General features: G+C 66.6%; 25 protein-coding genes and 1 tRNA gene. 9 read left to right on the forward strand and 17 right to left on the reverse strand.

Features of this window, described 5'->3' with window-relative positions; all coding sequences use genetic code 11:
* Positions 1-7 precede the first annotated feature (7 nt).
* The 5 genes from ACVWYO_RS00985 to ACVWYO_RS01005 all read right to left on the reverse strand — a co-directional run bounded on the left by ACVWYO_RS00985 (position 8) and on the right by ACVWYO_RS01005 (position 4,117).
* Positions 8-1,222, reverse strand: coding sequence for a DUF1501 domain-containing protein (locus tag ACVWYO_RS00985; protein WP_457348360.1), 1,215 nt, complete (start codon positions 1,220-1,222; stop codon positions 8-10).
* A gap of 17 nt (positions 1,223-1,239) precedes the next feature.
* The gene (locus tag ACVWYO_RS00990) at positions 1,240-2,808 is read right to left on the reverse strand and encodes a DUF1800 domain-containing protein (RefSeq protein ID WP_457348361.1); all 1,569 of its coding nucleotides are present in this window, start codon (positions 2,806-2,808) and stop codon (positions 1,240-1,242) included.
* A gap of 321 nt (positions 2,809-3,129) precedes the next feature.
* Positions 3,130-3,206, reverse strand: a tRNA-Pro gene (locus ACVWYO_RS00995).
* Positions 3,207-3,255: 49 nt separating this feature from the next.
* Positions 3,256-3,705 (reverse strand): DUF1810 domain-containing protein, encoded by a 450-nt coding sequence (locus ACVWYO_RS01000; RefSeq protein ID WP_457354811.1) that lies wholly within the window; start codon positions 3,703-3,705, stop codon positions 3,256-3,258.
* Positions 3,706-3,724: 19 nt separating this feature from the next.
* A complete protein-coding gene (locus ACVWYO_RS01005) occupies positions 3,725-4,117 on the reverse strand; it encodes a hypothetical protein (protein WP_457348362.1) in 393 nt (130 codons plus the stop codon).
* A 172-nt stretch (positions 4,118-4,289) separates the two neighbouring features.
* On the opposite strand from ACVWYO_RS01005, the gene ACVWYO_RS01010 reads away from it, so the two are divergent.
* Positions 4,290-5,579, forward strand: coding sequence for an adenylosuccinate synthase (locus ACVWYO_RS01010; RefSeq protein ID WP_457348363.1), 1,290 nt, complete (start codon positions 4,290-4,292; stop codon positions 5,577-5,579).
* Between the two features lie 82 nt (positions 5,580-5,661).
* A complete protein-coding gene (locus ACVWYO_RS01015; protein ID WP_457348364.1) occupies positions 5,662-5,976 on the forward strand; it encodes a hypothetical protein in 315 nt (104 codons plus the stop codon).
* Between the two features lie 223 nt (positions 5,977-6,199).
* Here the strand turns inward: ACVWYO_RS01015 and aroC are convergent, their stop codons facing one another.
* From aroC to ku, 9 genes are all read right to left on the reverse strand, one after another.
* Entirely contained in the window at positions 6,200-7,267 is a 1,068-nt protein-coding gene (gene aroC / locus ACVWYO_RS01020) for a chorismate synthase (RefSeq protein WP_457348365.1), read from the reverse strand.
* 32 nt (positions 7,268-7,299) lie between these two features.
* Positions 7,300-7,719, reverse strand: coding sequence for a hypothetical protein (locus ACVWYO_RS01025; RefSeq protein WP_457348366.1), 420 nt, complete (start codon positions 7,717-7,719; stop codon positions 7,300-7,302).
* Positions 7,720-7,731: 12 nt separating this feature from the next.
* Positions 7,732-8,535 carry an enoyl-ACP reductase FabI gene (fabI, locus tag ACVWYO_RS01030; protein ID WP_010162137.1) on the reverse strand — a complete coding sequence of 268 codons (804 nt, stop codon included), beginning with the start codon at positions 8,533-8,535 and terminating at the stop codon, positions 7,732-7,734.
* Positions 8,532-9,491 carry a YihY/virulence factor BrkB family protein gene (locus tag ACVWYO_RS01035; protein WP_457348367.1) on the reverse strand — a complete coding sequence of 320 codons (960 nt, stop codon included), beginning with the start codon at positions 9,489-9,491 and terminating at the stop codon, positions 8,532-8,534. The genes fabI and ACVWYO_RS01035 overlap by 4 nt, the downstream gene beginning before the upstream one ends.
* Before the next feature lie 23 nt (positions 9,492-9,514).
* Positions 9,515-10,456, reverse strand: coding sequence for a DnaJ C-terminal domain-containing protein (locus ACVWYO_RS01040; protein ID WP_457348368.1), 942 nt, complete (start codon positions 10,454-10,456; stop codon positions 9,515-9,517).
* Between the two features lie 77 nt (positions 10,457-10,533).
* Positions 10,534-11,424, reverse strand: a complete 891-nt coding sequence (locus ACVWYO_RS01045; protein ID WP_457348369.1) for a transglutaminase family protein — start codon at positions 11,422-11,424, stop codon at positions 10,534-10,536.
* Positions 11,425-11,563: 139 nt separating this feature from the next.
* Positions 11,564-14,041 (reverse strand): circularly permuted type 2 ATP-grasp protein, encoded by a 2,478-nt coding sequence (locus tag ACVWYO_RS01050; protein ID WP_457348370.1) that lies wholly within the window; start codon positions 14,039-14,041, stop codon positions 11,564-11,566.
* An 82-nt stretch (positions 14,042-14,123) separates the two neighbouring features.
* Entirely contained in the window at positions 14,124-16,586 is a 2,463-nt protein-coding gene (gene ligD, locus ACVWYO_RS01055; RefSeq protein WP_457348371.1) for a DNA ligase D, read from the reverse strand.
* Positions 16,587-16,706: 120 nt separating this feature from the next.
* The gene (gene ku / locus ACVWYO_RS01060) at positions 16,707-17,606 is read right to left on the reverse strand and encodes a non-homologous end joining protein Ku (RefSeq protein WP_457348372.1); all 900 of its coding nucleotides are present in this window, start codon (positions 17,604-17,606) and stop codon (positions 16,707-16,709) included.
* Between the two features lie 108 nt (positions 17,607-17,714).
* Between ku and pdxH the strand changes: the two genes are divergently transcribed.
* From pdxH to ACVWYO_RS01075, 3 genes are read left to right on the forward strand one after another with little or no spacing between them, the layout of a single operon-like run.
* On the forward strand, positions 17,715-18,305 hold the full coding sequence (gene pdxH, locus ACVWYO_RS01065) for a pyridoxamine 5'-phosphate oxidase (RefSeq protein WP_457348373.1): 591 nt from the start codon (positions 17,715-17,717) through the stop codon (positions 18,303-18,305).
* Positions 18,302-19,246 (forward strand): cation diffusion facilitator family transporter, encoded by a 945-nt coding sequence (locus tag ACVWYO_RS01070; RefSeq protein WP_457348374.1) that lies wholly within the window; start codon positions 18,302-18,304, stop codon positions 19,244-19,246. The genes pdxH and ACVWYO_RS01070 overlap by 4 nt, the downstream gene beginning before the upstream one ends.
* Positions 19,243-20,076: a PhzF family phenazine biosynthesis protein gene (locus ACVWYO_RS01075; RefSeq protein ID WP_457348375.1), complete on the forward strand. Its 834-nt coding sequence runs from the start codon at positions 19,243-19,245 to the stop codon at positions 20,074-20,076. The genes ACVWYO_RS01070 and ACVWYO_RS01075 overlap by 4 nt, the downstream gene beginning before the upstream one ends.
* A 340-nt stretch (positions 20,077-20,416) precedes the next feature.
* Here the strand turns inward: ACVWYO_RS01075 and ACVWYO_RS01080 are convergent, their stop codons facing one another.
* Positions 20,417-20,572 (reverse strand): putative quinol monooxygenase, encoded by a 156-nt coding sequence (locus tag ACVWYO_RS01080; RefSeq protein ID WP_457348376.1) that lies wholly within the window; start codon positions 20,570-20,572, stop codon positions 20,417-20,419.
* Between the two features lie 250 nt (positions 20,573-20,822).
* Between ACVWYO_RS01080 and ACVWYO_RS01085 the strand changes: the two genes are divergently transcribed.
* Positions 20,823-21,626 (forward strand): COG4705 family protein, encoded by an 804-nt coding sequence (locus ACVWYO_RS01085; protein WP_457348377.1) that lies wholly within the window; start codon positions 20,823-20,825, stop codon positions 21,624-21,626.
* Positions 21,627-21,728: 102 nt separating this feature from the next.
* On the opposite strand, the gene mnmA is transcribed toward ACVWYO_RS01085, so the two are convergent.
* Complete coding sequence (gene mnmA / locus ACVWYO_RS01090) at positions 21,729-22,835, reverse strand: tRNA 2-thiouridine(34) synthase MnmA (protein ID WP_457348378.1); 1,107 nt, start codon at positions 22,833-22,835, stop codon at positions 21,729-21,731.
* 115 nt (positions 22,836-22,950) lie between these two features.
* Here mnmA and ACVWYO_RS01095 point away from each other — a divergent pair, with 115 nt between their 5' ends.
* The 3 genes from ACVWYO_RS01095 (at position 22,951) to ACVWYO_RS01105 (ending at position 23,949) form a co-directional block, all read left to right on the forward strand.
* Positions 22,951-23,196 carry a hypothetical protein gene (locus ACVWYO_RS01095; protein WP_457348379.1) on the forward strand — a complete coding sequence of 82 codons (246 nt, stop codon included), beginning with the start codon at positions 22,951-22,953 and terminating at the stop codon, positions 23,194-23,196.
* 100 nt (positions 23,197-23,296) lie between these two features.
* Positions 23,297-23,596 (forward strand): CtrA inhibitor SciP, encoded by a 300-nt coding sequence (sciP, locus tag ACVWYO_RS01100; protein ID WP_010185929.1) that lies wholly within the window; start codon positions 23,297-23,299, stop codon positions 23,594-23,596.
* A gap of 101 nt (positions 23,597-23,697) precedes the next feature.
* Positions 23,698-23,949: a GlsB/YeaQ/YmgE family stress response membrane protein gene (locus ACVWYO_RS01105; RefSeq protein ID WP_457354813.1), complete on the forward strand. Its 252-nt coding sequence runs from the start codon at positions 23,698-23,700 to the stop codon at positions 23,947-23,949.
* 55 nt (positions 23,950-24,004) lie between these two features.
* On the opposite strand, the gene ACVWYO_RS01110 is transcribed toward ACVWYO_RS01105, so the two are convergent.
* Complete coding sequence (locus tag ACVWYO_RS01110; protein ID WP_457348380.1) at positions 24,005-24,727, reverse strand: SIMPL domain-containing protein; 723 nt, start codon at positions 24,725-24,727, stop codon at positions 24,005-24,007.
* Positions 24,728-24,741 lie beyond the last annotated feature (14 nt).

Consider the following 24,741-nt stretch of genomic DNA (forward strand, 5'->3'; position numbering starts at 1 on the left):
AATTGCGTCAGACGAGCGCCAGATCCGCCGGTGCCACCCCGGCGAAGACCGAGCCCAGCCGATCGGGCGTGAGCCCGCACTGTCGCGCCGCCAGTCCGCCGAGCAGCGCGCGATAATCGGTCAGCACCGGCAGATCGCGCCCCTGGTTCAGCGTCGCCGGCGATAGCGCGACCTGCGGCCCGGCGATGCGCCCGCCTTTTACCCCGCCACCGAGCACCCAATAGATGCTCCCATGGCCATGGTCGGTGCCCTTGTCGCCATTCTCGTGAAAGGTGCGGCCGAATTCGGACACGACCACCACCGTCGTATGCTGCCACGCATCGGGCCCGATCGCCTCGGCAAAACCCGCCAGACCACGGCCGAGTTCGCCGATATGCGTCGCCAGATAGCCCTGTGCGCCGCCCTGGTTGACGTGCGTGTCCCACCCGCCGACATCGACGAAGGCGAGATTGAACTGGTCGCGCATCAACGCGCCGATCCGCCGCGCCGATAGCGCGAACCCCTTAGGGCTGACAGCGCCACGGCTCGCCTGCTGCATCTCCTCGTCGACGGTCTTGAAGACGCTGTCGCGCACCTGGAACCCCGCGGCGACCGCGCTGCCCAAGTCGGCCGCGCCGTTACGCGTTCCGCGATACATTTGCGTGATCAGCGCGGCATCCCTGGCGGGCACCGCAGGCTTCGATCCGATCGCGCCCAGCCCGACATTGGGGATCACCGGCCCGCCGCGGAAACACAGGGGCAGTTGGTCGGTAAACGCGATCGGCTTGTCCTGCCCGAGCGCCGTGGCGAGCCGCGCCATGAAGCCCGAATTGTAATCGCGATGCCCGCCGATCGGCTGGCCGAGCTCGATCGTGTCCTGCGTCTCGAAATGGCTGCGGCTCATGTCGTCGGTCCCGACGAACGGCACGAAGGCGATCTGCCGCTTCTGCCAGAGCGGATAGATCGACTCCTTCAGCGCCGGGTGGAGGCTCCAGTCGGCGTCGAGCGCGAGTGGTGCATTCGGATCGGCCGGATCGGGCTTGCCGAGCGCGATCGTCGGGCGCGAGGTGTGATAGAAATCGCTCCCGGTCGGCGCGATGATGTTGGCCGCATCATACGCCCCGCGCAGGAAGACGACGAGCATCCGGCTCCCCGCCTGCGGTGCCGCGAACGCGCGGCCAGCGATGACGAGCGGGGCCAGCGCCGCGGCGCCGGTGAGCAATTGACGACGGTCGAGCAGCATCAGCGATCTCCGAACCATTAGCGGCGCATGAAGTCGGGCGAGGACAGGAACAGGGCGTTCCACACCTGTGGCGCGGTCGCCTGCGCGAGCGCGGCCTTGGTCGGCCCGGCGATTCGCGGGGCGATCGCGGTGTAATAGGCGGCGGTCTGCAGGTGCGGCAGCGGTGGCGCGGGCAGCGCCGCTGCGGGCGATATCGGCAGCGCGGGAGCAGGCACCGGCGGCGCCATTCCCGGCACGACCGCCGCGGTCGGCGGCGGCGGCGGCTTGAACAGCGCGGTCGCGCCGCCGCCGATCTGGCGCGCGATCTCGAAGCGGACCGACATCTGGCCGGGTCCGGTCCAGGCGGCGGATTCGAGCGGGAAGCCATCGGGGGTCTCGCGCGCGTAGAGCCCCTCGCCCATCCGGTTGAGCCAGCCGAGGATCGGCTGCGGATTGACGATCGTCCGGTCGCCGTACATCAGCCGGACCGCCGATACGGTATATTGCACCGGATCCTTGAAGCGCGTGCCGGACGAGCGGCGAAACGCGGGCGCGCGGATCATCGCGCGCATCACGGCTGCGATGTCGCCATCGCTCCTGCGCCACGCCGCGGTCATCCGGTCGATCACCGCGGGCGGCGGCTGGTCTCCCAGGAAATAGGTCGCGAGCTGGAGCGAGACGTGGCGCGCGGTCGCCGGCGCGCGGGCGATCAGGTCGAGAGCGGTCTCGACTTCGCCAAATCCGCTGCCCTTGATCGTCTGGCCAAGGAATTGCTTGTCGCCGAAATCATGGCGGTTGGGATTGAACTCGAACAGCCCGGCGCGCAGGTACAGAGCCTGCCGCTGCGGCGTGAGCTTTGGCGCAGCCGGGCTGAGATCGACACCGACGCCGGTCAGGATTCGCGCGAGTTCCTGCACGTCCTTCTGCGTATAGTCGGTCCCCACCCCCATCGAGTGGAGCTCCATGATCTCACGCGCGTAATTTTCGTTGATATGGCCGGCGGCGTTCTGGTCGTTGTCGAGATAGCGCAGCATCGCGGGATGCTTGAGGGTCGCCTCGAGCAGGTCGCGGAACTTGCCGAACGCATGATCGCGCACCGTTTCCTCGTAATCGCCGACCATCGCGCGGACGTCGCGCTTTTGCGCCTGGACGCTGAAATGGTTCATCCAGGACCACGTCATCTGCTCGCGGAGCTGATCGGGCGCGTAGATGTCGCGCAACAGCGAGCGTGTCGCGGCCTCATTGGCGAGCGCGGTCATGTCGCGCTGATATGCGGTGCGCGCCGCGTCGCGCTGCGCGACGTCGGGGAGCTTGCCGGCATTGCGGTTGGCGGCATCGGCATCGACGACGAGTTGCGCGACGGGCGTGCGGCTGATTCGCATTGCGGCGATCTGCGCGGCAATGTCGGGCGGCAGCGTGTCGTCGGGATGCTTGAGCTGCGCATCGAGCCAGGCGGCGCTGCCTGGCTGCGGTCCGTCGCGCCACTGCGAAGAAACGCCCCAAGTCAAACGACTCGCCAGCGCAGCATTGTCCGTATCGTTCGAAGCAGCGATCGCCGGGGTCGCGCCCGTCAGCAAAAGCAGCAGGCATGCGGAACGGGTGCGCATTTCGATCTCCTTTCGACACCGATATCGCAATACAACGCTTAACCGCGGCTGTAGCCCCGCATGATGACACCGAATTCATGGGGACGGCGTGGCAGAGGGTCGTGACCTCCCCGATCATCTATGCCGCAGACGCGGCTTCCCCAGTGCGCACGCTACGCGAAGCGGCACTGCGACCGCGTGACCGATCCGTCATTTTTGGGTGCCGCCGTCGCGTGTGATCGCGTGGCCGGCGAATTCACGGCCGCCGAACCGCGCCATGCCAATCAAGCGGATCCCCCTGCGCGGCGCGCGGGCGGTGGCGGTGCGGTGAAATGAGGGGAATGGTCGGGGAGACAGGATTCGAACCTGCGACATCCTGCTCCCAAAGCAGGCGCGCTACCGGACTGCGCCACTCCCCGACGCTGGATGCGCTTAGGCGGGTGCTGCGCGAAGCGCAAGGGCGGACCGTCACGAACGGTTGCTGGTGGCGCCCGATACCAAACGCGCGCGTTCAAGCGTGCGGTCGTCCGCGACGCCGCCGAACCATTGGTCGAGCGCCTCGGTAAACAGCGGCTCGTCACTCGCGAGCCGGAACAGGGTCAAGGACGAGCGCAGCTTGGCCGCATCGACCTCGCCGAACACTGCCTGAGCCGTAGATCCACGCAGACCGTCGAGCGTTGCAACGCAGAGGCGCAGCCGAGCCCCAAGCAGCGGGTGGGCGAGATAGGCACGCGCCTCGTCGAGCGAGCGGATCGCGTAGCGCTGCGCCATCGGGCTGTGCCCCAGGCCAGCGAATTGGGGAAAGACGAACCACATCCAGTGGCTGCGTTTTGCACCGCCGCGGATCTCGGCGAGCGCCGTATCGAAGGTTGGTTCCTGCGCGGCGACGAACCGTGACAGGTCGAAGCGGTCGGACATGGCGAAGGGCGGCCCCGCCTTAACGCCGTCCGCTTTGGCGCGGATATCCAAAGCGGCTACTTTCGAACGACACCGTCGCGGCCGCGCTGTCGCCGAGCGGGATCTGCGCGACGCCGTACAGGCCCCGCGTGCCGTTCGAGCCGATCATCGCGCCGACTTCGCCATGAATGCCGAGCGTCTTGCGCTCCTCCGCGGGCATTTCGCCGCGCGCGGCGGCAGCGCTCTCGGGCGTGGTGTGATCCAGGATCGCGAGACGCTGCTCGTCGCTCAGCCGGACCGTGTCGGATGATGTCGTCGGCCCCGGCGCCGGCGCCGATTGGGCGAACAGCGCGACCGGCGCGGACGCGAAAACCGCGACAAGCGCAAAGCCGATCGAAGGGCGGGGCCGCCAGAACGGAATCGAAACGATCATAAAGCGTGTATAACTCGAGGAAGCCGTACCCAGCATGAACCGCACGCGCCGAATTGGCAACGGAGACGGCCCCCCGACATGCCGTGTGCTCGCACCGCTTGCATTAGACATGGACCCCCCGCCCCCTGCGCATTAGGGCTGCACCGAAAACGTAACAATCAGGCAGAACACCGTGGGAAACGTAGCAGTGATCGGCGCCCAATGGGGCGATGAGGGCAAGGGCAAGATCGTCGACTGGCTCGCCGAGCGCGCCGATGTCGTCGTGCGCTTCCAGGGCGGGCACAATGCCGGCCACACGCTCGTCGTCGGCGAGGCCGTGTACAAGCTCTCGCTGCTACCGTCGGGCATCGTGCGGGGCACGCCGTCGGTGATCGGCAATGGCGTGGTGCTCGATCCTTGGGCGCTCAAGGCCGAGGTCGAGAAGCTGCGCGGTCAGGGTGTGACGATTACCCCTGACACGCTGATGGTCTCCGATACCTGCGCGCTGATCCTGCCGTTCCACCGCGACCTTGACGGCCTGCGCGAGGATGCATCGGGCGCGGGCAAGATCGGCACGACCCGCCGCGGCATTGGGCCGGCCTATGAAGACAAGGTCGGTCGCCGTGCGATCCGCGTCTGCGACCTCGCGCATCTCGACGCGCTCGAGGCGCAGCTCGACCGGATCAGCGCGCATCACGACGCGCTGCGCGCGGGCTTCGGCGAGCCGCCGGTCGATCGCGCCGCCTTGGTCGAGGCGTTGCGCGAGATTGCGCCGTTCGTCCTGCCCTTCGCCAAGCCGACCTGGCGCAACCTCAACGCCGCCAAGGCTGCGGGCAAGCGCATCCTGTTCGAGGGCGCGCAGGGCGTGCTGCTCGATGTCGACCATGGCACCTACCCGTTCGTCACCTCGTCCAACACGATCTCGGGCACCGCCGCGGGGGGATCGGGCCTGGGACCGGGCGCGGTCGGGTTCGTGCTCGGCATCGCCAAGGCCTATACCACGCGCGTGGGATCGGGGCCGTTCCCGACCGAACTCGAAGACGCGACCGGCGAACAGCTCGGCGTACGCGGGCATGAATTCGGCACCGTCACTGGGCGCAAGCGGCGCTGCGGCTGGTTCGACTCGGTGCTGGTGCGCCAGTCTGCAGCGGTCGGTGGCATCACCGGCATCGCGCTGACCAAGATCGACGTGCTCGACCGCTTCGACGAAGTGAAGATCTGCACCGGCTACCGCCTGCGTGGCGAGACGCTGGATTACTATCCCGCGCACGCCGCCGATCAGGCCGAGGTCGAGCCGATCTACGAATCGATGCCGGGCTGGCAGGAAACGACCGCGGGCGCGCGCAGCTGGGCCGACCTGCCGGCGCAGGCGATCAAATATATCCGCCGGATCGAGGAGCTGATCCGCTGCCCCGTCGCACTGGTGTCGACGAGCCCCGAGCGTGACGACACGATCCTGGTGCGCGATCCTTTCTCCGACTGACGCAAAACCCCGGCCGCGCTTTCGCGCGACCGGGGGCCGTGACGAACCGAAGGGGTAACGCGATTACATCGGGCGCTTCTTCTTGGACTTGCTCTTCGTCGTCGTGGTGGTCGAGTCAGACGGAGTCTGGGTCGACATGGTCGAGTCGGTGGTCGACGTCGTGGTGGCGGTCGAGTCCGGGGTCGACATCGCTGGATCGGCGGTCGTCGTGGCCGAAGTGCTTGGCGACGAGGTCATCGGCCCGGTCGTCATCGGTCCGCTGGTCGATGGCGCCGATGTGGTCGGCGCGCCTGGCGTAGCGGGCGCGGTCTGTGCGAACGCCGCCGACGAAAGGGTCATTGCAGCAATTGCGGTAAGGGTTGCGATACGCATGGGTCTGTCCTTTGGAATGACGTGACCATCGAATGGGTCAGGCATAAGAACGACCTTGTCGGCATTTGGTCGCTCGACTTGCCGCTTCTCGGCCACGACCTATCCCTTCGCGCACCCTATCGATGCGAACTTTCGATGCTCGCGCCTGTTCTTGCGAATATTTGCCGCATTGCAGCATCATTCGCCAGCTAACTAAGATATGCCGTACGGTGCAGAACACGGACCATTGTCTGTTTCCTGTACCGGCGTCAGCCCACCTGCGCGCGATGCAGCAGCTTATGGTCGGCCAACACCAGAGCGACCATCGCCGCAACGACCGGCGCGCCGCGGATCCCGACGCAGGGATCGTGGCGACCCTTGGTCATGATCTCGGTCGCCGCGCCCGAACGGTCGATCGTCTCGACCGGGGTGAGGATCGAGGCTGTCGGCTTGAACGCGACGCGCAGCGTGATCGGCTGACCGGTCGCGATCCCGCCCGCGATCCCGCCGGCATGGTTGGCGAGGAAGGCCGGGCCGTTCTCGCCGGGGCGCATCGCGTCGGCATTGTCCTCGCCGCGCAAGGTCGCCGCGGTGAAGCCGTCGCCGATCTCGACGCCCTTGACCGCGTTGATCCCCATGCAGGCCGCGGCAAGCTCGGCGTCGAGCTTGGCATAGAGCGGCGCGCCCCAGCCCGCGGGGACGCCCGTCGCCGCGCAGCCGATCACCGCGCCGAGCGACGATCCGGCTTTCCGCGCGGTGTCGACCAGTGTTTCCCAGCGGGCTGCGGCGACCGGGTCGGGGCAGAAGAACGGGTTGCGGCCGATCTCGGCGGCGTCGAAATTGGCCGGGTCGATCGCATCGCCACCGATCGCCTCGACCCAGGCGGTGATCGTCACCTCGGGGATCACCAGCCGCGCGACCGCGCCCGCCGCAACGCGCGACGCGGTCTCGCGCGCCGAGGAGCGCCCGCCGCCGCGATAATCGCGGAAGCCGTATTTGGCGTCATAGGCGTAATCGGCATGGCCCGGGCGATACGCCTTGGCGACGTCGCTATAATCCTTCGAGCGCTGGTCGACATTGTCGATCATCAGGCTGATCGGCGTGCCGGTGGTGCGCCCCTCGAACACGCCCGAGAGGATGCGGACCTGGTCGGGCTCCTGCCGCTGCGTGGTGAAGCGCGAGGTGCCGGGGCGGCGCTGGTCGAGGAACGGCTGGAGATCGCTCTCCGTTATCGCGATGCCGGGAGGGCAGCCATCGACCACCGCGCCGATCGCGGGGCCGTGCGATTCGCCCCAGGTGGTGAAACGGAAGGCGTGGCCGAAGGTGTTGTAGCTCATCCCCGCGCTGTAGCGGGCTTCGCGCGTGACTGTCAGCCCCCCGCGCGTTTCGATGGCGCATCGCTCGCGCGCGTCAGTTTGGGGATCTCGTCGCGATAGCGGAACCGCAGCGCCGACCAATCCTCATCGATCGCGATTTGCGTGACCGGGAGGAGATCGGCGCGGTGGACCGCATCCCAACCCTCGTCCCGGCTGATATCCGACCGCAGCCGCCCACTCTTCTTCGGGTAGGCGAACCACAGGGCATTGCCGCGCGCATAATGGGGCAGGATTTCGGGCAGAACCTCGGCGACTTGCTGGGCGCCGCTGACGAAGGCGAGGATGAAGGCCGGATGCGGATCGGCGAGGACATCGGGAACCGGAAGGCGGTCCGCCAGGTCATCGGGCCGCTTGCGCACCCACCCAGACATGCCGGGCTTGTACCCCATCTTCTCGAGCGCTGTCCTCGCCATCGCGGTCCCCCTTCAGGCCAAAGCGATATCCGGTGCGTCCTCGGCCTTCATGCCGATGACATGATAGCCAGCGTCGACATGATGCGTCTCGCCCGTCACGCCGCTCGCCAGATCGCTGAGCAGGTACAGGCCAGCCCCGCCGACATCCTCGATCGTGACGTTGCGCTTCAAGGGCGAGTTGAGTTCGTTCCACTTGAGGATCAGGCGGAAGTCACCGATCCCGCTCGCGGCCAGCGTCTTGATCGGCCCGGCCGAGATCGCGTTGACACGGATGTTGTCGCGTCCGAGATCGACCGCGAGATATTGCACGCTGGTCTCGAGCGCGGCCTTCGCGACGCCCATGACGTTGTAATGCGGGATGACCTTTTCTGCGCCGTAATAGCTGAGCGTCAGCAGCGATCCGCCGTTGGGCATCATCGCCGCCGCGCGCTTGCACACTGCGACGAACGAATAGACCGAGATGTTCATCGTCATCAGGAAGTTGTCGAGACTGGTATCGACATAGCCGCCGCGCAACTCGTTCTTGTCCGAGAAGCCGATCGCGTGGACGACGAAGTCGATCGTCGGCCATTCCTTGGCGAGATCGGCAAAGGTCGCATCGAGCGCGCCCATGTCGGACACGTCGCAGTCGAACAGCCGCGCCACGCCCAATTGCTCGGCAAGCGGACGCACGCGCTTCTCCATCGCCTCGCCCTGGTAGCTGAAGGCGAGCTCCGCCCCCGCTTCGCTCAGCTTCTTCGCGATCCCCCAGGCGAGCGAACGATCATTGGCAAGCCCCATGATCAGCCCGCGTTTGCCTGCCATCAATTCCGTCACGCTATCACCACCTCATTGGTTTCGTGGCCGCTCTCTACCCCGTGTTCGGTCGGTTCCGCCAGTGCCGCGTTCAAATGCGCGCCGAACACGATGCCGAGGCCGACCAGAAAGAAGAACAACAAGGCGATGATTACGCCCGCAAGACTGCCATAGGTGAGATCATAACTACCCAGCCGAGACAGTACGATGGGCAGCAACGCGGTGATGCTGACCCACCAGACGGTCGTGAAGAGGGCGCCGGGCCATTTCGGGCATTTGCTCAGGCGATACTTGGAGGGCGTGACCGAAAAGAACAGGATGTAGAGCGCGCCGAACATCACCACGCCGGGCACGATCCGCGACAGCCCGACCCAGCCCGCGACATTCTGCGCAAACGGCAGCAGCGTGTAGATGAAGCGTTCGATCGCGGTCATCAGCCCCTGGACGAGGAACGACAGCAGCGCGAGCACTACCGAGGCGATGATGACGAGCATCGAGCTCAACCGGTAATGCCAGAACGGCTTGGTCGAGACGACGCCGTATGCCCGACGGAAGATATCACGGATCGTTTCCACAAAGCTGCCGACCGACCACAGTGCCACGATCGCACCGATCCAGAGCAGCGAACCGGTCCGCGCGAGCAAGACATCGTGGATCGGCTTTTCGAGCAATTCGCTGACATTGGGCGGCAGCACATGCAGGAACGAGGCGACCGCGCGCTGCGTCTCGGTGCTCTGCCCGATCAGCGAGGCGATCGCGGCCGCCAGGATGAAGAACGGAAAGACGGTCACCAGCGCGAGATAGGCCAGGTTACCGGCGTGGATGAATCCGTCCGAGAACACGCCGATCAGGACGCGGCGCAGGATCTGCCAGGCACGCGCCGGGAGCCGTGCGGCGGGCGGTACGTCGTCGGGGGAAACACCCGCCTCGCCACGGGCGGCGCGGACTTCGGGCGAGGCGGGGGAAAGCTGACTCAAGCGTTAAGCTCCGGTTAAAACAGTCAGACGTCCATCCCTGCCCGCGGGTTCCGTCCGTCACTGTCTTTCCAGCCTTCGACAAATTCTGTCAGCGCCGCATCGTCGGCGGGCAGATCGACCATCAGCGTCACGAGCTGGTCGCCGCGCGTGCCATCCTTGCGGTGGAAACCGCGGCCGCGCAGCCGCAGCGTCTTTCCCGAGCTCGAGCCCTTCGGGACCGTCAGCATCACCGCGCCCTCCGCCGTCGGCACGCGGACACTCGCGCCGAGCACCGCTTCGGCGAGGCTGACAGGCAGATCGAGCCGGACATCGTCGCCGACACGCTCGAAGAAGCGATGCGGCAACACGTTGATCGTCACGATGCCATCGCCGTGCCCCCCCGGTCCGGGCTGCCCCTTGCCCGCGAGCCGCACCTGCGCGCCGCTCTCCAGCCCCGCCGGAAGCTTGAGATCGATCGTCTTGCTGTCGCCGAGCGTGATGCGCTGGGGCTTGGCGGCAACCGCGTCGATGAAGGGGACGTCGAGCTTATAGAGGACGTTGCCGCCCTTGGGCTGCTCGCGCCGCCCGAAACCGCCGAACCCGCCCGCAAAACCGCCGCGGCCACCGCCGCCGCCGCCTGCGAACATATTTTCGAAGATGTCGCTGAGGTCGGGCCCATCGGCCTGGAAGCCGCCGCCGCCCGGTCCGGGTCGGAACCCTCCGGGATTCCCCCCGCCCGCGCCAAAGCCGAACGGCGCGGCGGGGTTGCCGTCGCCGTCGATCTCGCCGCGATCGAAGCGCGCGCGCTTGTCCTTGTCGTTGAGCAGATCATAGGCTTGCGTCACGGTGCTGAAGCGCTCGCTCGCCTTGGGATTGTCCTTGTTCTTGTCGGGATGCAGCTCTTTTGCGAGCTTGCGATACGCCTTCTTGATATCGGCCTCGGACGCGGTCCGCGCCACGCCCAGCGTTGTATATGGATCGGCCACAAAAGTCCCCGGTAGTCTGGAAGAGATTCAGTGCGGCCTATCTGGGGTATAGCTCGCCTGAGTGCAAACGCCGTTCGTTACGCCGCCGCCTCAAGGACCGGCGCGACATCGACGCTGACGTCCATCTTCTGCGCGCCCGACCCGAGCACGACTCCGTCGATCGGCGCGATCTCGCCATAATCTCGGCCGATCGCCATGACGATATGATCGCCCGCCATCCAGATGCCGTTGGTCGGATCGACCCCGACCCAGCCGAGCTCTGCGCCACACCACAGCAGGACCCAGGCGTGCGTCGCATCCGCGCCGACCAGGCGCGCCTGGCCGGGGGGCGGGATCGTGCGGATATAGCCCGAGGCATAGGCCGCGGGCAGTCCGGCGGCGCGCAACCCCGTGATCATGATCTGCGCAAAGTCCTGGCACACCCCGCCACGCTTCATGAACGCCTCGTGCGGCGAGGTATCGACCAATGTCGCCTCGGCATCGAAGGCGAAATCGTGCTGGATCCGCTGCGCCAGCGCGATCGCGGCGTCGAGCGCGGGGCGATCGGGGTGCAGATCGGCGGCACACCATTCGGCGATGTCGCGGTCGAGCGGGATCAGCGGCGACGGGAACAGATAGGCGGCGGGTCCCGCCGGCGACGGATCGCGGCTCGACCGCGCGGCGCTGGCGATATCGCGCAGCGCCGGCGAGCCGTTCGACGGCATCGGCACCGGGCGGTCGATCTCGATCCGCGACACGCTCTCGATCGTCAGATGGCGGACCGGCTGCTCGACCACCATCCGCATGACATTGGCGAGCCCCGCCTCGGCGCGCGCCGGGGCGACGCGGCCCGAGGGCGAGATCGTCAGTTTATAGTCGAGCAGGTTCTGGCCCGACCAATGGATCGGCTTGAGCCGGAGATTGCAGCGGGCGAACTTGACGCGTGCGCCGTAATCGAAGTGCGTTACGTGGCGGATGTTGTAGATCATTACTTTCCTCCCCTCCCTGGAAGGGAGGGGTTGGGGGTGGGTCGGCCCGTTGAGAGGTCGACGCTCGCATTAGACCGACCCACCCCCAGCCCCTCCCTTCCAGGGAGGGGAGACACCCGAACGGAGCGCATCACGCACCTCATGCCAGCGTCATCCCGGCCGCGCGCAGCGGCTCGGCGCCCTGAAGGAAGTAGCGCCGCGCCACCGCCTCGGACAATTGGAACAGCCGCCGCTCGACATCGCCGAGAATGTCGGCGTCGAGCCCCGCCGCCGTCGCGGTCGAGACGATCGCGTGGAGGACGGTGCCCTGGATCTGCTGCGGTTCCTCCATCCCGTCATCTTCGAGCACAGGGAGGCTTATGAGATGCTCGCAGATCCGGCAGATCTGGAACGCGAGCGAGCGCGGGTTGCCCGGATCGAGCGCGACGAGATCGACGACAGGCACGCGCGCGATTCCGGTCAGATAGCGCTGGCGATAGCTGATCTGGCTATCGGCGAGGTCGAGCAAGGTCGACAGATCATCGACGCTCGCCTGCGCCATGCCAAACGCGCGGACCGCGCGCGTGACGCTCAGCGCACGCTCGAGCCGGCGGCCGAGATCGTGGAAACGCCACGCCGCGGTCCGCCCCATATGCTCGGCCGAGAGCCCCGACAGCGCGGCATAGCGCCGCTGCAGCGACCCGGCGCGATCGAGCATCCCGCCCTTGCTCGGATAAGGCGCATCGAGCAGCCGCACGACATCTGCCGCCAACCGATCGCGCGAGCCCTGCCCGATCCCGCGCGCGAGCCGGTTGATCGTGCGAACGCTGTGCCAGCCGGCATCCTCCATCGCGGTGCGCGCGAGCGCGGCAAGATCGGCGCGGCGCAGCGTCGCGGGGTGCGGCGCGGCACCGCCATTGATCACCAGCCCGACGAGCCGCCCGACGGTCTCGGCCGAGAGCGCGGCGCCGGCATCGGCGTCGATCGAATTGCCGAGCATCACGCGGACGATGCCGAGCAACGCCTCGCCGCGTTCGAGATAGCGGCCGAGCCAGAAGAAATTGTCGGCGACGCGGCTTGGCAAGGTCCCTGGGTTGCGCCGGACATGGATCGTGTCGGCGGGCGGCAGCAGCGATACCGGCGCGACCGTCTCGGCGCCGTAGATCGCGACATCGGCCGACCAGCTCCCCTCGCCCATCACCGCCGCGCGCGGATCGGGATGTTCGCCGATTCGGGCAAAGCCGCCGGGCAGCACGGTCCAGCCGCCGTCGGCCCCGCGCGCCGCAAACACGCGCAGGGTGAACGGCCGCGCAGCGAGGCCGGCGTCGGTTACCACCGGCATGGTCGACAGCTGGACGATCTCCTGCCCGACATAATCCTGCGGGCGGCGCGCCATGTCGTCGAGCAATGCCTCGCGCGCCGCGCCGGTGATATCGGCGCCATGCATCGCAACGCCGCCGGGCAGGCCGAGCGGCGCGACGCCGAAAGCGGGTCCGATCAGCATCCGGTCGAAATCGTCGATCACCTCGCTGCGTGCGCGGTCCTGCCCGCACCACCAGGTTGCGATATTGGGGAGGATCAGGTCGGCGCCGAGCAGCCGCGTCGCCAGCGCGGGCAGGAACGCGCCGAACGCCGCCGATTCGAGCACGCCCGCGCCCGGTACGTTGGCGATCACGACATTGCCCGCCGCCGCCGCGTCGATCAGGCCGGCGACGCCGATATGCGAATGCGAATCGAACGCCAGCGGATCGAGCAGTCGCGGGTCGATGCGGTGCCACAGCGCATCGACGCGCTTCATCCCGTCGATCGTGCGGATGTAGAGCTTGTCCTCGAGCGCGGCGAGATCGGCGCCCTCGACCAGCAGGAAGCCGAGATAGCGCGCGAGATGTGCCTGTTCGGCATAGCTCGCGCTGTAGCGGCCGGGGGTTAGCAGCCCGATCCGCGGCTCGACCCGGCGGCAGGCGGCGGCAAGACCGTCGCGGAACGCCGCGAAGAACGGCGCGTGGCGCTGGACGTTGAGCCGCGACTGCAGCCCGCCCAAGGTCCGCGCGATCGCGAGCCGGTTCTCGAGCGCATAGCCCGCGCCCGCAGGACTGCGCAGATGATCCGCCAGGACGCGCCATTCGCCGATCGGCCCGCGGCCGAGATCGACCGCAATGAACTGGAGGTGGTGCCCGCCCGGCGGCACCAGCCCCGCCATCGGCCGCAGGAAGAAGGGCGACCCGCCGACCAATGCCGCCGGGATCAGGCCGCGCGCGACGAGCGTCGCGTCGCCGTAGAGATCGCCGATCACGGTCTCGAGCAGATCGGCGCGCTGGACGATGCCGGCCTCGATCGTGCGCCATTCCTCGGCGTCGATCAGCAGTGGGACGGGCGAGAGCGGCCAGGGCCGCTCCTCGCTTTCGCCGATGATGCGGAAGCCCGTGCCGATGTCCTCGGCGTGGCGCTGCACCCGCTCGCGCGCCTGGCCCAGATCGTCGCCGGCGACCGCAGCGAGTTCCTCGAACATCGCGGTCCACGCCGGGTCGGCATCGGCGGCGAGAACGTCGCCCTTTATCGCGCGGGCGCGATAGTCGGCGATCCAGCGCGCGGCATGCGTGGCGGGATCGAGCAACGAGGGCGCGGCAACCGTAGCCATCGAATGTGTCAAATCCCCAAAACAGCGGAAGCGACATGGCCACAATCGCTTCGCAGGTGCAACCGGCTAAGACGGATTAAGATCACAGATCGGGCAAAACCTGGTCGGCAACGCCCCATCCGGCGAGATCGCGAGAGCCGGCGCGCGCAATCAGCTCGGCCGCATCGCGCACGCTCCAGCGCGCTGCCGTATCGATCTCGCGCAGCTCGGTCCACGAAACGGGTGCCGCGACCGGCGCGCCGGCGCGTGCGCGCGCAACGTAGGGCAGCACCGCGGTGCTGCCGCGCTGGTTGCGCAGCCAGTCGATGAAGATTCTGCCCTTGCGCTTGGCCTTGGACATCGTCGCCAAGAAGCGATCGGGTTCGGCCTCCCCCAGCGCGCGCGCGAAGCGTTCGGCGAAATCCTTGACCGCCGGCCATTCGGCCTGCGGGGTGAGCGGCACGACGACATGCACGCCCTTCCCGCCCGACAGCATCGCGAAACTCACGAGCCCGAGTTCGGCGAGATGCTCCTTGAGGTCCGCCGCGGCCGTCTTCACCACGTCGAAGCCAAGCTCCTCGTCGGGATCGAGATCGAACACCATCCGGTCGGGCTGTTCGAGGCTGCCGACCGACGAGCCCCAGCCGTGGAATTCAATCGTCCCCATCTGGACGCAAGCGACGAGCCCGTCGGCATCGTCGACGTAGAGATAGTCCTCGCTCGACCCATCCTTCTCCTTGATCGGGACCTTGTGGACGTGGTCGCCCTTGAAGCTGCCGGCGTCGTGCTTCTGGAAGAAGCAAGCTTTCGCGCGGCCTTGCGGGCAGCGCACCAGGCTGATCGGACGGTTGCCGGCGAAGGGCAGCATGATGGCGGACACTTGCGCATAATAGTCGGCGAGTTCGCCCTTGGTGACGTCCGATTCGGGGAAAATCACGCGGTCGCGACTGCTGACCTTGATGTGGATTTCGGGCGCGTCGACCGCCACCGGCGTTTCGGCGACGACCTCATCCGCCGCCTTGTCCTCGCGCAGCCCGAGGAAGCTCGAATGGCGCAGCACGCCGTCGGGCGTGGTCTCGGCATAAGCGACTTCGGCGACGAGTTCGGGCGTGACCCAATGGGCCCCACGGACCGCCGCCCGAGGCGCCTTTACCGTCGGAGTCTTGCGCTCGATCGTGCCGAGCCGCTCGCGCAGCTCGACCATCAGGTCGGTGCTGAACCCTGTCCCAACCTTTCCTGCATAGACCAGCCCGTCCGGCCCGTTGAGCCCGAGCAGAAGCGAGGCGAAGCCGCGCGATTTCGCGCTCGTCGTCCAGCCGACGATGACGAATTCCTGGCGGTGCGTACATTTGATCTTGAGCCACGCCTGCGTCCGCTTGCCGCGATACGGCGCATCGGCACGCTTCGACACAACGCCTTCATAGCCCTCGCGGCACATCGTCTCGAACAGTTGCTCGCCCTGGCCGATGATATGCTGCGAATATTGGACGCGCGCGTCCTTGCCGTCGATCAACGGCTCGAGCCGTTCCTTCCGCGCGATGTTGGCGAGGCCGGTCAGATCCTCGCCGTCGAGCTGGAGCAGGTCGAAGGCGAAGAAGGTCATCTCGCCGCCGCTCGAAATGGCGTTCTTCAGCGTCGAGAAATCGGGCTTGCCGTCCTTGAACGCGACGATCTCGCCGTCGAGCAGCGCGGTCTTGACGGGAAGCTTGGCGACGGCGTCGGCGATGTCCTGAAATTTGTCGGTCCAGTCGAGCCCGGAGCGGGTGAAGACCGTGGCCTTACCCTTGGCGACCGCGATCAGCGCGCGATAGCCGTCATACTTCACCTCGTGCAGCCACTGGTTTCCGCTCGGGACGGAGTCGACCAGCGTGCACAGCTGCGGCTCCTGAAACGTACCGTCGCCCCGGCGCAGGTCGGGGCCCCTGGACCGCGGACGCGCCGCCGGCTTCTCACTGATGCGGGCCAGCCCCGGCCTACGCCGGGGCGACGGTTTCTTCCCCTCGGCGATCTCCGCCATCGTCCGCCCGGTCGCGACACTCGTCAGCCCGGTCTCGACCAGCGCATCGGTCCCGCCCGCTTCGGCATCGCTCACCTTGCGCAACAGCCAGTTCTCGCCCTTCTCCTTGCCGCGCGGTTTCAGGCGGATGAGCATCCACTCGCCCTTCATCCGCTCGCCCTCGAGCACGAAGTGGAGGTGGCCCTGTTCGATATCCTTCGCGCTCTTGCCTGCGATCGGCGACCAGGTGCCACTGTCCCACAGCATCACCGTGCCGCCGCCATATTCGCCCTGCGGGATCGTGCCCTCGAAATCGGCGTAGGACAGCGGGTGGTCCTCGGTGCGGACGGCGAGCCGCTTCTGGTCGGGATCGATGCTCGGGCCGCGCGTCACCGCCCAGCTCTTGAGGACGCCGTCGACCTCGAGGCGGAAATCCCAGTGGAGCCGCGAGGCATCGTGCTTCTGCACGATGAAACGGTTGCCATGGCCGGGATCGAGCGTGCCAGCGGGCTCCGCGGTCTTCGCGAAGTCGCGCTTGGCGTTGTATTTGGCGAGCGGGTCGATGCTCATGCCTCCCCTCCCTGGAAGGGAGGGGTCAGCGGGTGGGTCGGCCCGTTATCGAACGAACTGCCCATTTCCGCGCAAGCCACCCCCGGCCCCTCCCTTCCAGGGAGGGGAGGAAGAAGCAGCTCAAGCACGCTTCTTCGCCGGCGCGCTCTTGGCGGGTGCGCTTTTCGCGGGCGCTTTCTTGGCCGGGGTCTTCTTCGCCGCCGCGGGCTTCTCCGCCGCCTTGGCCGGCGCGGCCGACCCCATCGACTTGCGCAGCGCCGCCATCAGATCGACGACGTTCGATCCCTTGACCGGCTTACCGTCATCCTTCTCCTCGATGATCTTGCCGCCCTTGGCCTTGCGCTTGCGCTCGACCAGATCCTTCAGCGCATCGACATAGCGATCGTGAAAATCCTGCGGATGGAACGCGCCCGACTTTTTCTCGATCAGCGCCTCGGCGAGATCCATCAGGTCGGCATCGGGCGTCGCATCGGCGATGTCGCGGAAATAGCCCTGCGCCTTGTTGACCTCGTCGGCATAGCGCAGCGTCTCGAGCACCATCCCGCGCCCACACGGTTTCAGGCTCACGACATATTCGCGCCCGCGCATTGCGAGTTGCCCGAGCCCGACCTTCTTGGTCCGCCGCAGCGCCTCGCGCAGCACGATGAACGCCTCTTCGGCCAGATCGTCGGCTGGCACGACGAAATAGGGCTTCTCGTAATAGAGAACGTCGATCTCGCTCGCATCGACGAACTGCGTCAGCTCGAGCGTCTTCTTCGATTCGAGCTTCACCGCGTCGATCTCGTCCTGTTCGAGCAGGACATATTCGCCCTTCTCGAATTCGAAGCCCTTCATGATCTCGTCGACATCGACCGGGCCGACTCCGGTGACGACCTTCTCATAGTGGATCGGCTTGCCGGTCGGCTCGTGGATCTGCTTGAAGCTCACCGCCGCGCCCGATTTGGTCGCCGAATAGATCTCGACCGGGATCGAGACCAAGGCGAGCCGGATCTGCCCCTGCCAATACGCGCGTGCGGCCATGCGTTTAGGTCCTTCATTACGAAGCCGATTCGATAGCGCAACAATCCTTCAGCATCGAAGTCGTTCCGCTTTCTCGACAGCGCCGCCCCGCGATCGTAAAGCGCAGCGATGGCCGATGATCCCTTCCAGCTGTTCGACACGTGGTACGCCGAGGCGCGCACGAGCGAAATCAACGATAGCAATGCGATGGCGCTCGCCACCGCCGATGCGGACGGGCGCCCGTCCTCGCGGATGGTGCTGCTCAAGGGCCATGGACCAGACGGCTTCGTCTTCTACACCAACCGCGGCAGCCGCAAAGCCGGCGAGCTCGATGCCAATCCGAACGTCGCCTTGATGTTCCACTGGAAATCGCAACGCCGCCAGATCCGCATCGAGGGGAGCGTCGCACGCGCCACCGATGCCGAATCCGACGCCTATTTCGCCAGCCGCGGTCGTGATTCGCAGCTCGGCGCCTGGGCCTCGGACCAGTCGCGCCCGCTCGAGAATCGCGCGACCTTCGAGGCGCGCTTCGCCGAGATCCAGGCGAAGTTCGAAGGCCAGGACGTGCCACGCCCGCCGTTCTGGGGCGGCTATCGTGTCACCCCAAAGGTGATCGAATTCTGGCAGGACCGCGCCCATCGGCTCCACGAGCGCCGCGTCTTCACCCGCACGGGCTCGGGTGATTCGGTGGGCTGGAGCGAAGGACTGCTCTACCCATGACCGAAGACCAGCGCCGCGCCATCCCACATACCGTCCGCGCCGCGCTCGCCAGCGTGGCAATGGCGTGTGGCCTGATCGCGCTCAAAACCTATGCCGCCTGGTCGACGGGCTCGGTCGCGATGCTCGGCAGCCTCGCCGATTCGGGACTCGATCTGCTCGCCAGCCTTGTCACGCTGTATGGTGTGCGCCTCGCCGCGCAGCCGGCCGACCATGACCATCGCTTCGGGCATGGCAAGGCGGAGGCGTTGGCAGCGCTCTTCCAGGTCATGCTGATCACCGCGTCGGCCGCCGGCATCGCGTGGCGCGCGGTGATGGCGTTCGGCAGCGACGAGCCGACGCAGGGCGCGGAATTCGGCATCGGCGTATCGATTATCGCGATCGTGGCGACGATCGTGCTGCTCGCCTATCAGCGCAGCGTCATCCGGCGCACCGGCTCGGTCGCGATCGTTGCCGACAACGTCCATTACCAATCCGACGTGCTGCTCAACGGCTCGGTGATCGTCGCGCTGGTCCTCGACCAGTATCTCGGCTGGCACAAAGCCGACCCGATCTTCGGCATCATCATCGCGCTCTGGCTCGCCTTCGGGGCGTTCCGCGCCTCGTCGAGCGCGATCGACCAGCTGATGGACAAGGAATGGCCCGAGGACATGCGCCGCGACTTCATCGAAGTCGCCGCGCGCCAGCCTGGCATCAAGGGCATCCACGATTTCCGGACACGCCATTCGGGCTCGCACGATTTCGCGCAGTTCCACATGGAGGTGGCGCGCGACATCACCGTGGCGCAGGCGCATGTCGTGGTCGAAGGCGTCGAACGTGCGCTGCGCCAGGCCTTTCCCAAGGTCGAACTTCTGATCCATCTCGACCCCGAGGGGCATGTCGATACCGACAACCCGCTGGTCGAGGCCGACGTCACCCCTCACTGGTTCGGGAAGCGCGCATGAGACTGCCGATCGTTCAAATCGACGCCTTCGCCAGCGAAGCCTTCAAGGGCAATCCGGCAGCGGTAATGCCGCTTGCCGCCTGGCTCGACGATGCGGTGCTCCAGGCGATCGCCGCCGAGAACAACCTCAGCGAAACCGCCTTCATCCTGCCCGACGCAAGCGGCGATGCCGATTTCGAGCTGCGCTGGTTCACACCGACCAACGAGGTCGTGCTGTGCGGCCATGCCACGCTGGCGAGCGGGCATTTCGTGCTGTCGAGCGACCCCGAGCGCGACGCGGTCACCTTTCGCACGCGTAAAGCCGGAATCCTGACCGTTATGCGCGCGGGCGACAGTTACGAGCTTGCCCTGCCGGCCTGGGCCCCTGCCCCCAAGCCGCTGCCGCACATCGTCGCGGGGCTCGGGCTCGACTCGGCGGTCGAGACGCTGTGGCACCCGCATCGCTATGCTCTGATCGTGCTCGAGCACGCCGACCAGATCCGCGCGCTCGATCCTGATTTTCGGCTGCTCGGCCGTCCGTCGGGCGCCGACCCTGCAGCGGGCGCCGATGCCGAGGTCGACGTACTGACGATCGTTACCGCGCCCGGCGACGACACCGACGTCATCAGCCGCGTCTTCGCCCCCGGTGCCGGGATCGACGAGGATCCGGTGACGGGTTCCGCTCATGCCGTGATGACACCCTACTGGGCGGCCCGCCTCGGCCGCGATCGCTTCACCGCCTATCAGGCAAGCGCGCGCGGCGGACATCTGACCTGTCGGCTCGACGCCAATCGCGTCGTGCTCGGCGGATCGTGCGTCACGGTGATGGAGGGCACGTTCTTCCTCGGTTGAGGCGGCATGCATGCTATAGCAGCTCATCATCGACGGCCGCTTATGCTCCCGCGTGCAGAGCCGAGGCCCTGCCATGATACCGCCATATGACCTCGAGTGCTCGCTCGAACGTGAGACCCCCGAACGCGCCGCGCGACAGCGGTCGATTGTCTAAGGACCTCCCCCGCTCCCCGATTCCGCCTCGATTGCGAAGGGAGCTAGGTGCTGCGTGGTTCTGGAAGGTCATAGACCAGCAGGTTTCGGTCACCGATGCCGAGGCTGGGCCACCCCGCACGCCACTCGGCAATGTGCGTCGAAGCGAAGTGACGATCCAGGGCGGCCTGATCGGTCCACATCTCTTTCACGTGGATGAGGCCGGGTCGAACACGTCTTCCGCATAGCTATATTCGACGCAGCCTTCCTCCGCGCGACTGGCATCGGCCATACGCTTCATGACCGGGCGAGCGGCATCCATTTTTTGGGCCGGCAAACGAACGGTTCCAACAATCAGCAACATCCCGCGAGCCTATCGGCGAAGCCGCACGAAGGGAAGCCACGGTCCGCGATCGACGAAGCGGCGCGCTGAACCAGATCGTCGACGAACCACCCGATGTGCGCCGCTCTAGTTCGAACCCCAGCGCGACAGGGCCCGGCAGGAAACCCTCCGCTAGCGCGCCGGGGAACCGCCGGGCCGAAACGATCCCTTGCGGCCCTTCGGCTACCGGCTGATAGCGCCAGCGGCGCGGGGTCCGTGGGAGGGTGTCGAGATGGGAAAGCCAATCACCGGGGTGAGCAAAGTCCCGGCAGTAACGCTGGCATTCTGGATCATAAAGATTCTTGCGACGACGCTCGGCGAGACCGGCGGGGACGCCGTCAGCATGAGTTGGTTGGGCGAGACGACGCCGACTGCCGGCAGCGGGGGGTTGAACGGCTACCTCGTCGGCACCGCCATTTTTGGCGTATTGCTGATAGTCTTTGTCTGGTTTCAGATCCGCGCGCGTCGGTTCAACCCGTGGTTGTATTGGGCGACGATCATCGCATCCACGACCGCTGGAACGACGCTTGCCGATTTTGCGACACGCTCCATCGGCCTGGGCTATCCGGGTGGCTCCGTCCTGCTGTTGAGCCTGGTCTTTGCCTGTCTTTTGAGTTGGTATCGTACCGTCGGTACGGTGGATGTTGATGCAATCGACAACGCCCGCGCCGAGACGTTCTATTGGATCACCATCACCTTTTCGCAAACGCTCGGCACCGCCTTGGGGGACTGGGTGGCGGATTGCACGCTGGGGTATTCGGGAGCGGCCTTGCTGTTCGGCGCAGCGCTCGCTGCATTGGGCGTGCTGTATTTCACGACCGGGACCTCGCGAGTTCTCCTCTTCTGGGCCGCCTTCATTCTCACGCGGCCGCTTGGCGCAACCGTGGGAGACTTTCTCGACAAACCCGTCGCAAAGGGCGGTTTGGAGTTCAGTCGCCCCCTCGCGACAGGCTGCCTCGTGGTAGCAATCGTCCTTCTGATCTTGTGCGTGCCACAGCGTGCAGGGGGGCGTCACGGACCTGTACGAGCCGAGTAGGCCTACGGCGCCTCACCGCCAACACGCGACATCCGCAGTGCTGACACTGGACATCGCTCGCACCCCGGCCCTCCACCCGGAGTCCTGCCGCACCCGACACGCTTACGCCGCGACCAGCGCGCTCCGCGTCTCCTCGATCCAACCGCCGCCGAGTACCCGCTCGCCGGCATAGAGCACGGTCGCTTGCCCGGGCGCGACGCCATATTCGGGCGCGTCGAAGACCACGCGATCGCCATCGAAATGCGCCGCGACCGGCTTGGCGAGCGAGCGCACTTTGGCGGTCATCGGCCCGCGATAGTCTCCCGCGAGCCAGTTGACCCCGCTCAGCCGCGCCGCGCTTACGCCCAGCGCAGCCTTCGGTCCCACCACGACGCGCTTCGCCGCGGCATCGAGGCGGATGACGTAGAGCGGCTCGGGTGTCCCACCGATCTCGAGCCCGCGGCGCTGGCCGACGGTGAAGTGGATCAGCCCGCGATGCCTGCCGAGCACACGCCCGGTCTCATCGACGATCTCGCCGCTGGTATCGGCATCGGGCCGCAGTTTCTTGACGAGCGAGGCGTAATCACCGTCCGGCACGAAGCAGATGTCCTGGCTGTCGGGCTTGCCCGCCACGGCCAGGCCCAGTTCGGCCGCCAGTTCGCGGACGCGCGGCTTGGGCATCGCGCCGAGCGGAAAGCGCAGATAATCGAGTTGCGCCTGCGTCGTCGCGAACAGGAAATAGCTCTGGTCGCGCGCCGGGTCGGCGGCGCGGTGGAGTTCGGCACTGTCCGGCCCTTCGACTCGGCGCACATAATGCCCGGTGGCAAGGCAGTCCGCGCCGAGATCGCGCGCGGCGGCGAGCAGGTCGGTGAATTTCGGCCCCATATTGCACTGGATGCAGGGAATCGGCGTGCGCCCGGCGAGATAATCGTCGGCGAAACGATCGATCACCTGGTCGCGGAAGCGCGATTCATGATCGAACACATAATGCGCGATGCCGAGTCTGTCGCAAACACTCCGCGCATCGCGGATGTCGCGCCCGGCGCAGCACGAGCCCGCACGCCCGACCGCCTCGCCATGATCGTACAGCTGGAGCGTGATGCCGATCGTCTCTGCCCCGGTCCGCGCGGCAAGCGCTGCAACGACCGAACTGTCGACCCCGCCCGACATCGCGACGACGATGCGCTTGCCCGCCAGATCGGAGCCCAACTGAAATTCACCTGTATCCATGCCCCGCCAGATAGGCGTTCGCCCGCCGCGATGCAAAAGTATCGAAAAGATCTCCAGCGGCTTTACCTGCCCTTTAGGACCTTGCCTGTACAGCGTCCCTTCTAACCGCAATCGGATGTGCTGCGTGGACCTGAATTTCGCCCGATTTGAAGCCGACGCCACCGTCGCGGCGCTCCCGCCCGACCTGGCCGTGCTGATGGTCGGAGTCGCGGCGCGCCAGGCGGCAAGCCCGACGGCGATGATTCAGGCGCATCTTCCCCCCGTGCACAGCATGCCCGACTGGTTCGCCCCCGTGCACGGCTGCTTTAACCTGGCTGTTGCACAACTGATCGCACGCCCGGCCAGCGGGGCACAGGAATGAAGATGTTGTTTACCGAGCCGCTTTAGCCGGCGTTCAAGTCCGCCGGCGTAAAGCCGTTACTGAGATGACGGGGTCCCCCGCCCCACACGAGGTTTCAACGATGATCGAAAACCAGAAGATCCGCCCAGCCAAGGTGATCGGACCGCTCGGAGAGCCGCTGACGCTCGAATCGCTTCCCCCGCCCGAGACGACGCGCTGGGTTGTGCGCCGCAAGGCGGAGGTCGTGGCGGCGGTCAATGGCGGCCTGCTGACGGTCGATGAAGTATGCGAACGCTATGGCCTGACGGTCGAGGAATTCGCCGGCTGGCAGCGTGCGATCGATCGCTCGGGTATGCCCGGTCTGCGCGTCACGCGGATCCAGCATTACAAGTCGCTCTACGAGCGCCAGCAAAAATATTGAGCGATTGCAGATCGGCTCGAACCGGCCCCGGAACAAAGTTTGCCAGTCGTGAGTCTTACCTCCGTATCCCGGATGCACCCGGGCAAATGGAGGGTAAGATGATCGGTCTCATTGTTTGGCTTGTAGTCGGTGGCGTCTGTGGTTGGCTTGCCAGCATGGTGATGCGGACCGATGGTCAGCAGGGCATCATCCTGAATATCGTCGTCGGCATTATTGGATCGGTGATCGCGTCGTTCCTGTTTGGCGCCGGGATCAACCAGGTCGTAACTATCACGACGTTCCTGTATTCGCTGATCGGTGCAATCATCCTGCTGGCGATCGTCAATCTGATCCGTCGCGGTACTGTCCGCTAAACCTAGCGACAGACTGCCAAATGGGCCGCCGGGAGCATTCCCGGCGGCCCATTTGTCATTTCAGCAGGAAGCGCACCGCGAGTGTCACCGATACGTCGGTCTCGCCGGCGCTGATCTCGGTCGACGGCGCCGCCTTGGCGCGCGCCATGAACACCATCGGCGGTTGCGCGCCGCCATCGTTCGCGCCGCTCTCGGTGATCGACACGACTCGCACCACGCTCATCCCTGCCGCCTTGGCGTAAAGCTGCGCGCGGGCCGTCGCGATCTTGACCGCCGAAATGCGCGCTTCGTCGAGCGCGGCGTCGGGCTGGTCGAGCGACAGGCTCGGGCCGTCGATCTGGTTGGCGCCCTGCGCGACGAGCGCGTCGAGGATCGCGCCCGACTTGGCCACGTCGCGGAAGCGGATCGCGACGCTGTTCGACGCCTGATAGCCGGTCACCACGGGCGCCTGGCCGTCGGCATAGCGATATTGCGGGCTGAGCGACACGTTGGCGGTCCGAATGTCGCGCGCCGCCACACCCGCCTGTTTCAACGCAGCAAGCACGCGCGCCATCCGGCCAGCATTGTCGCCAAGCGCCGCAGCGGCCGTCTGCCCCTGGGTCATCACGCCGGCGCGGATCGTCGCGACGTCGGGCACGCGGCTGGTCCGGCCCTCGGCCGAAATGTCGAGCAGCGTGCCGTCGGCGAGGACGGTCGGCACGGCCGGCGCGGTCTGTGCCGAGGCGGCGCCGGCGGCGAGGATCAGGGCAGGCGCGAGACGAAGGAAGGTCGAACGCATATCATACTCCCGGT

Source organism: Sphingomonas sp. UYP23, from assembly GCF_054059235.1.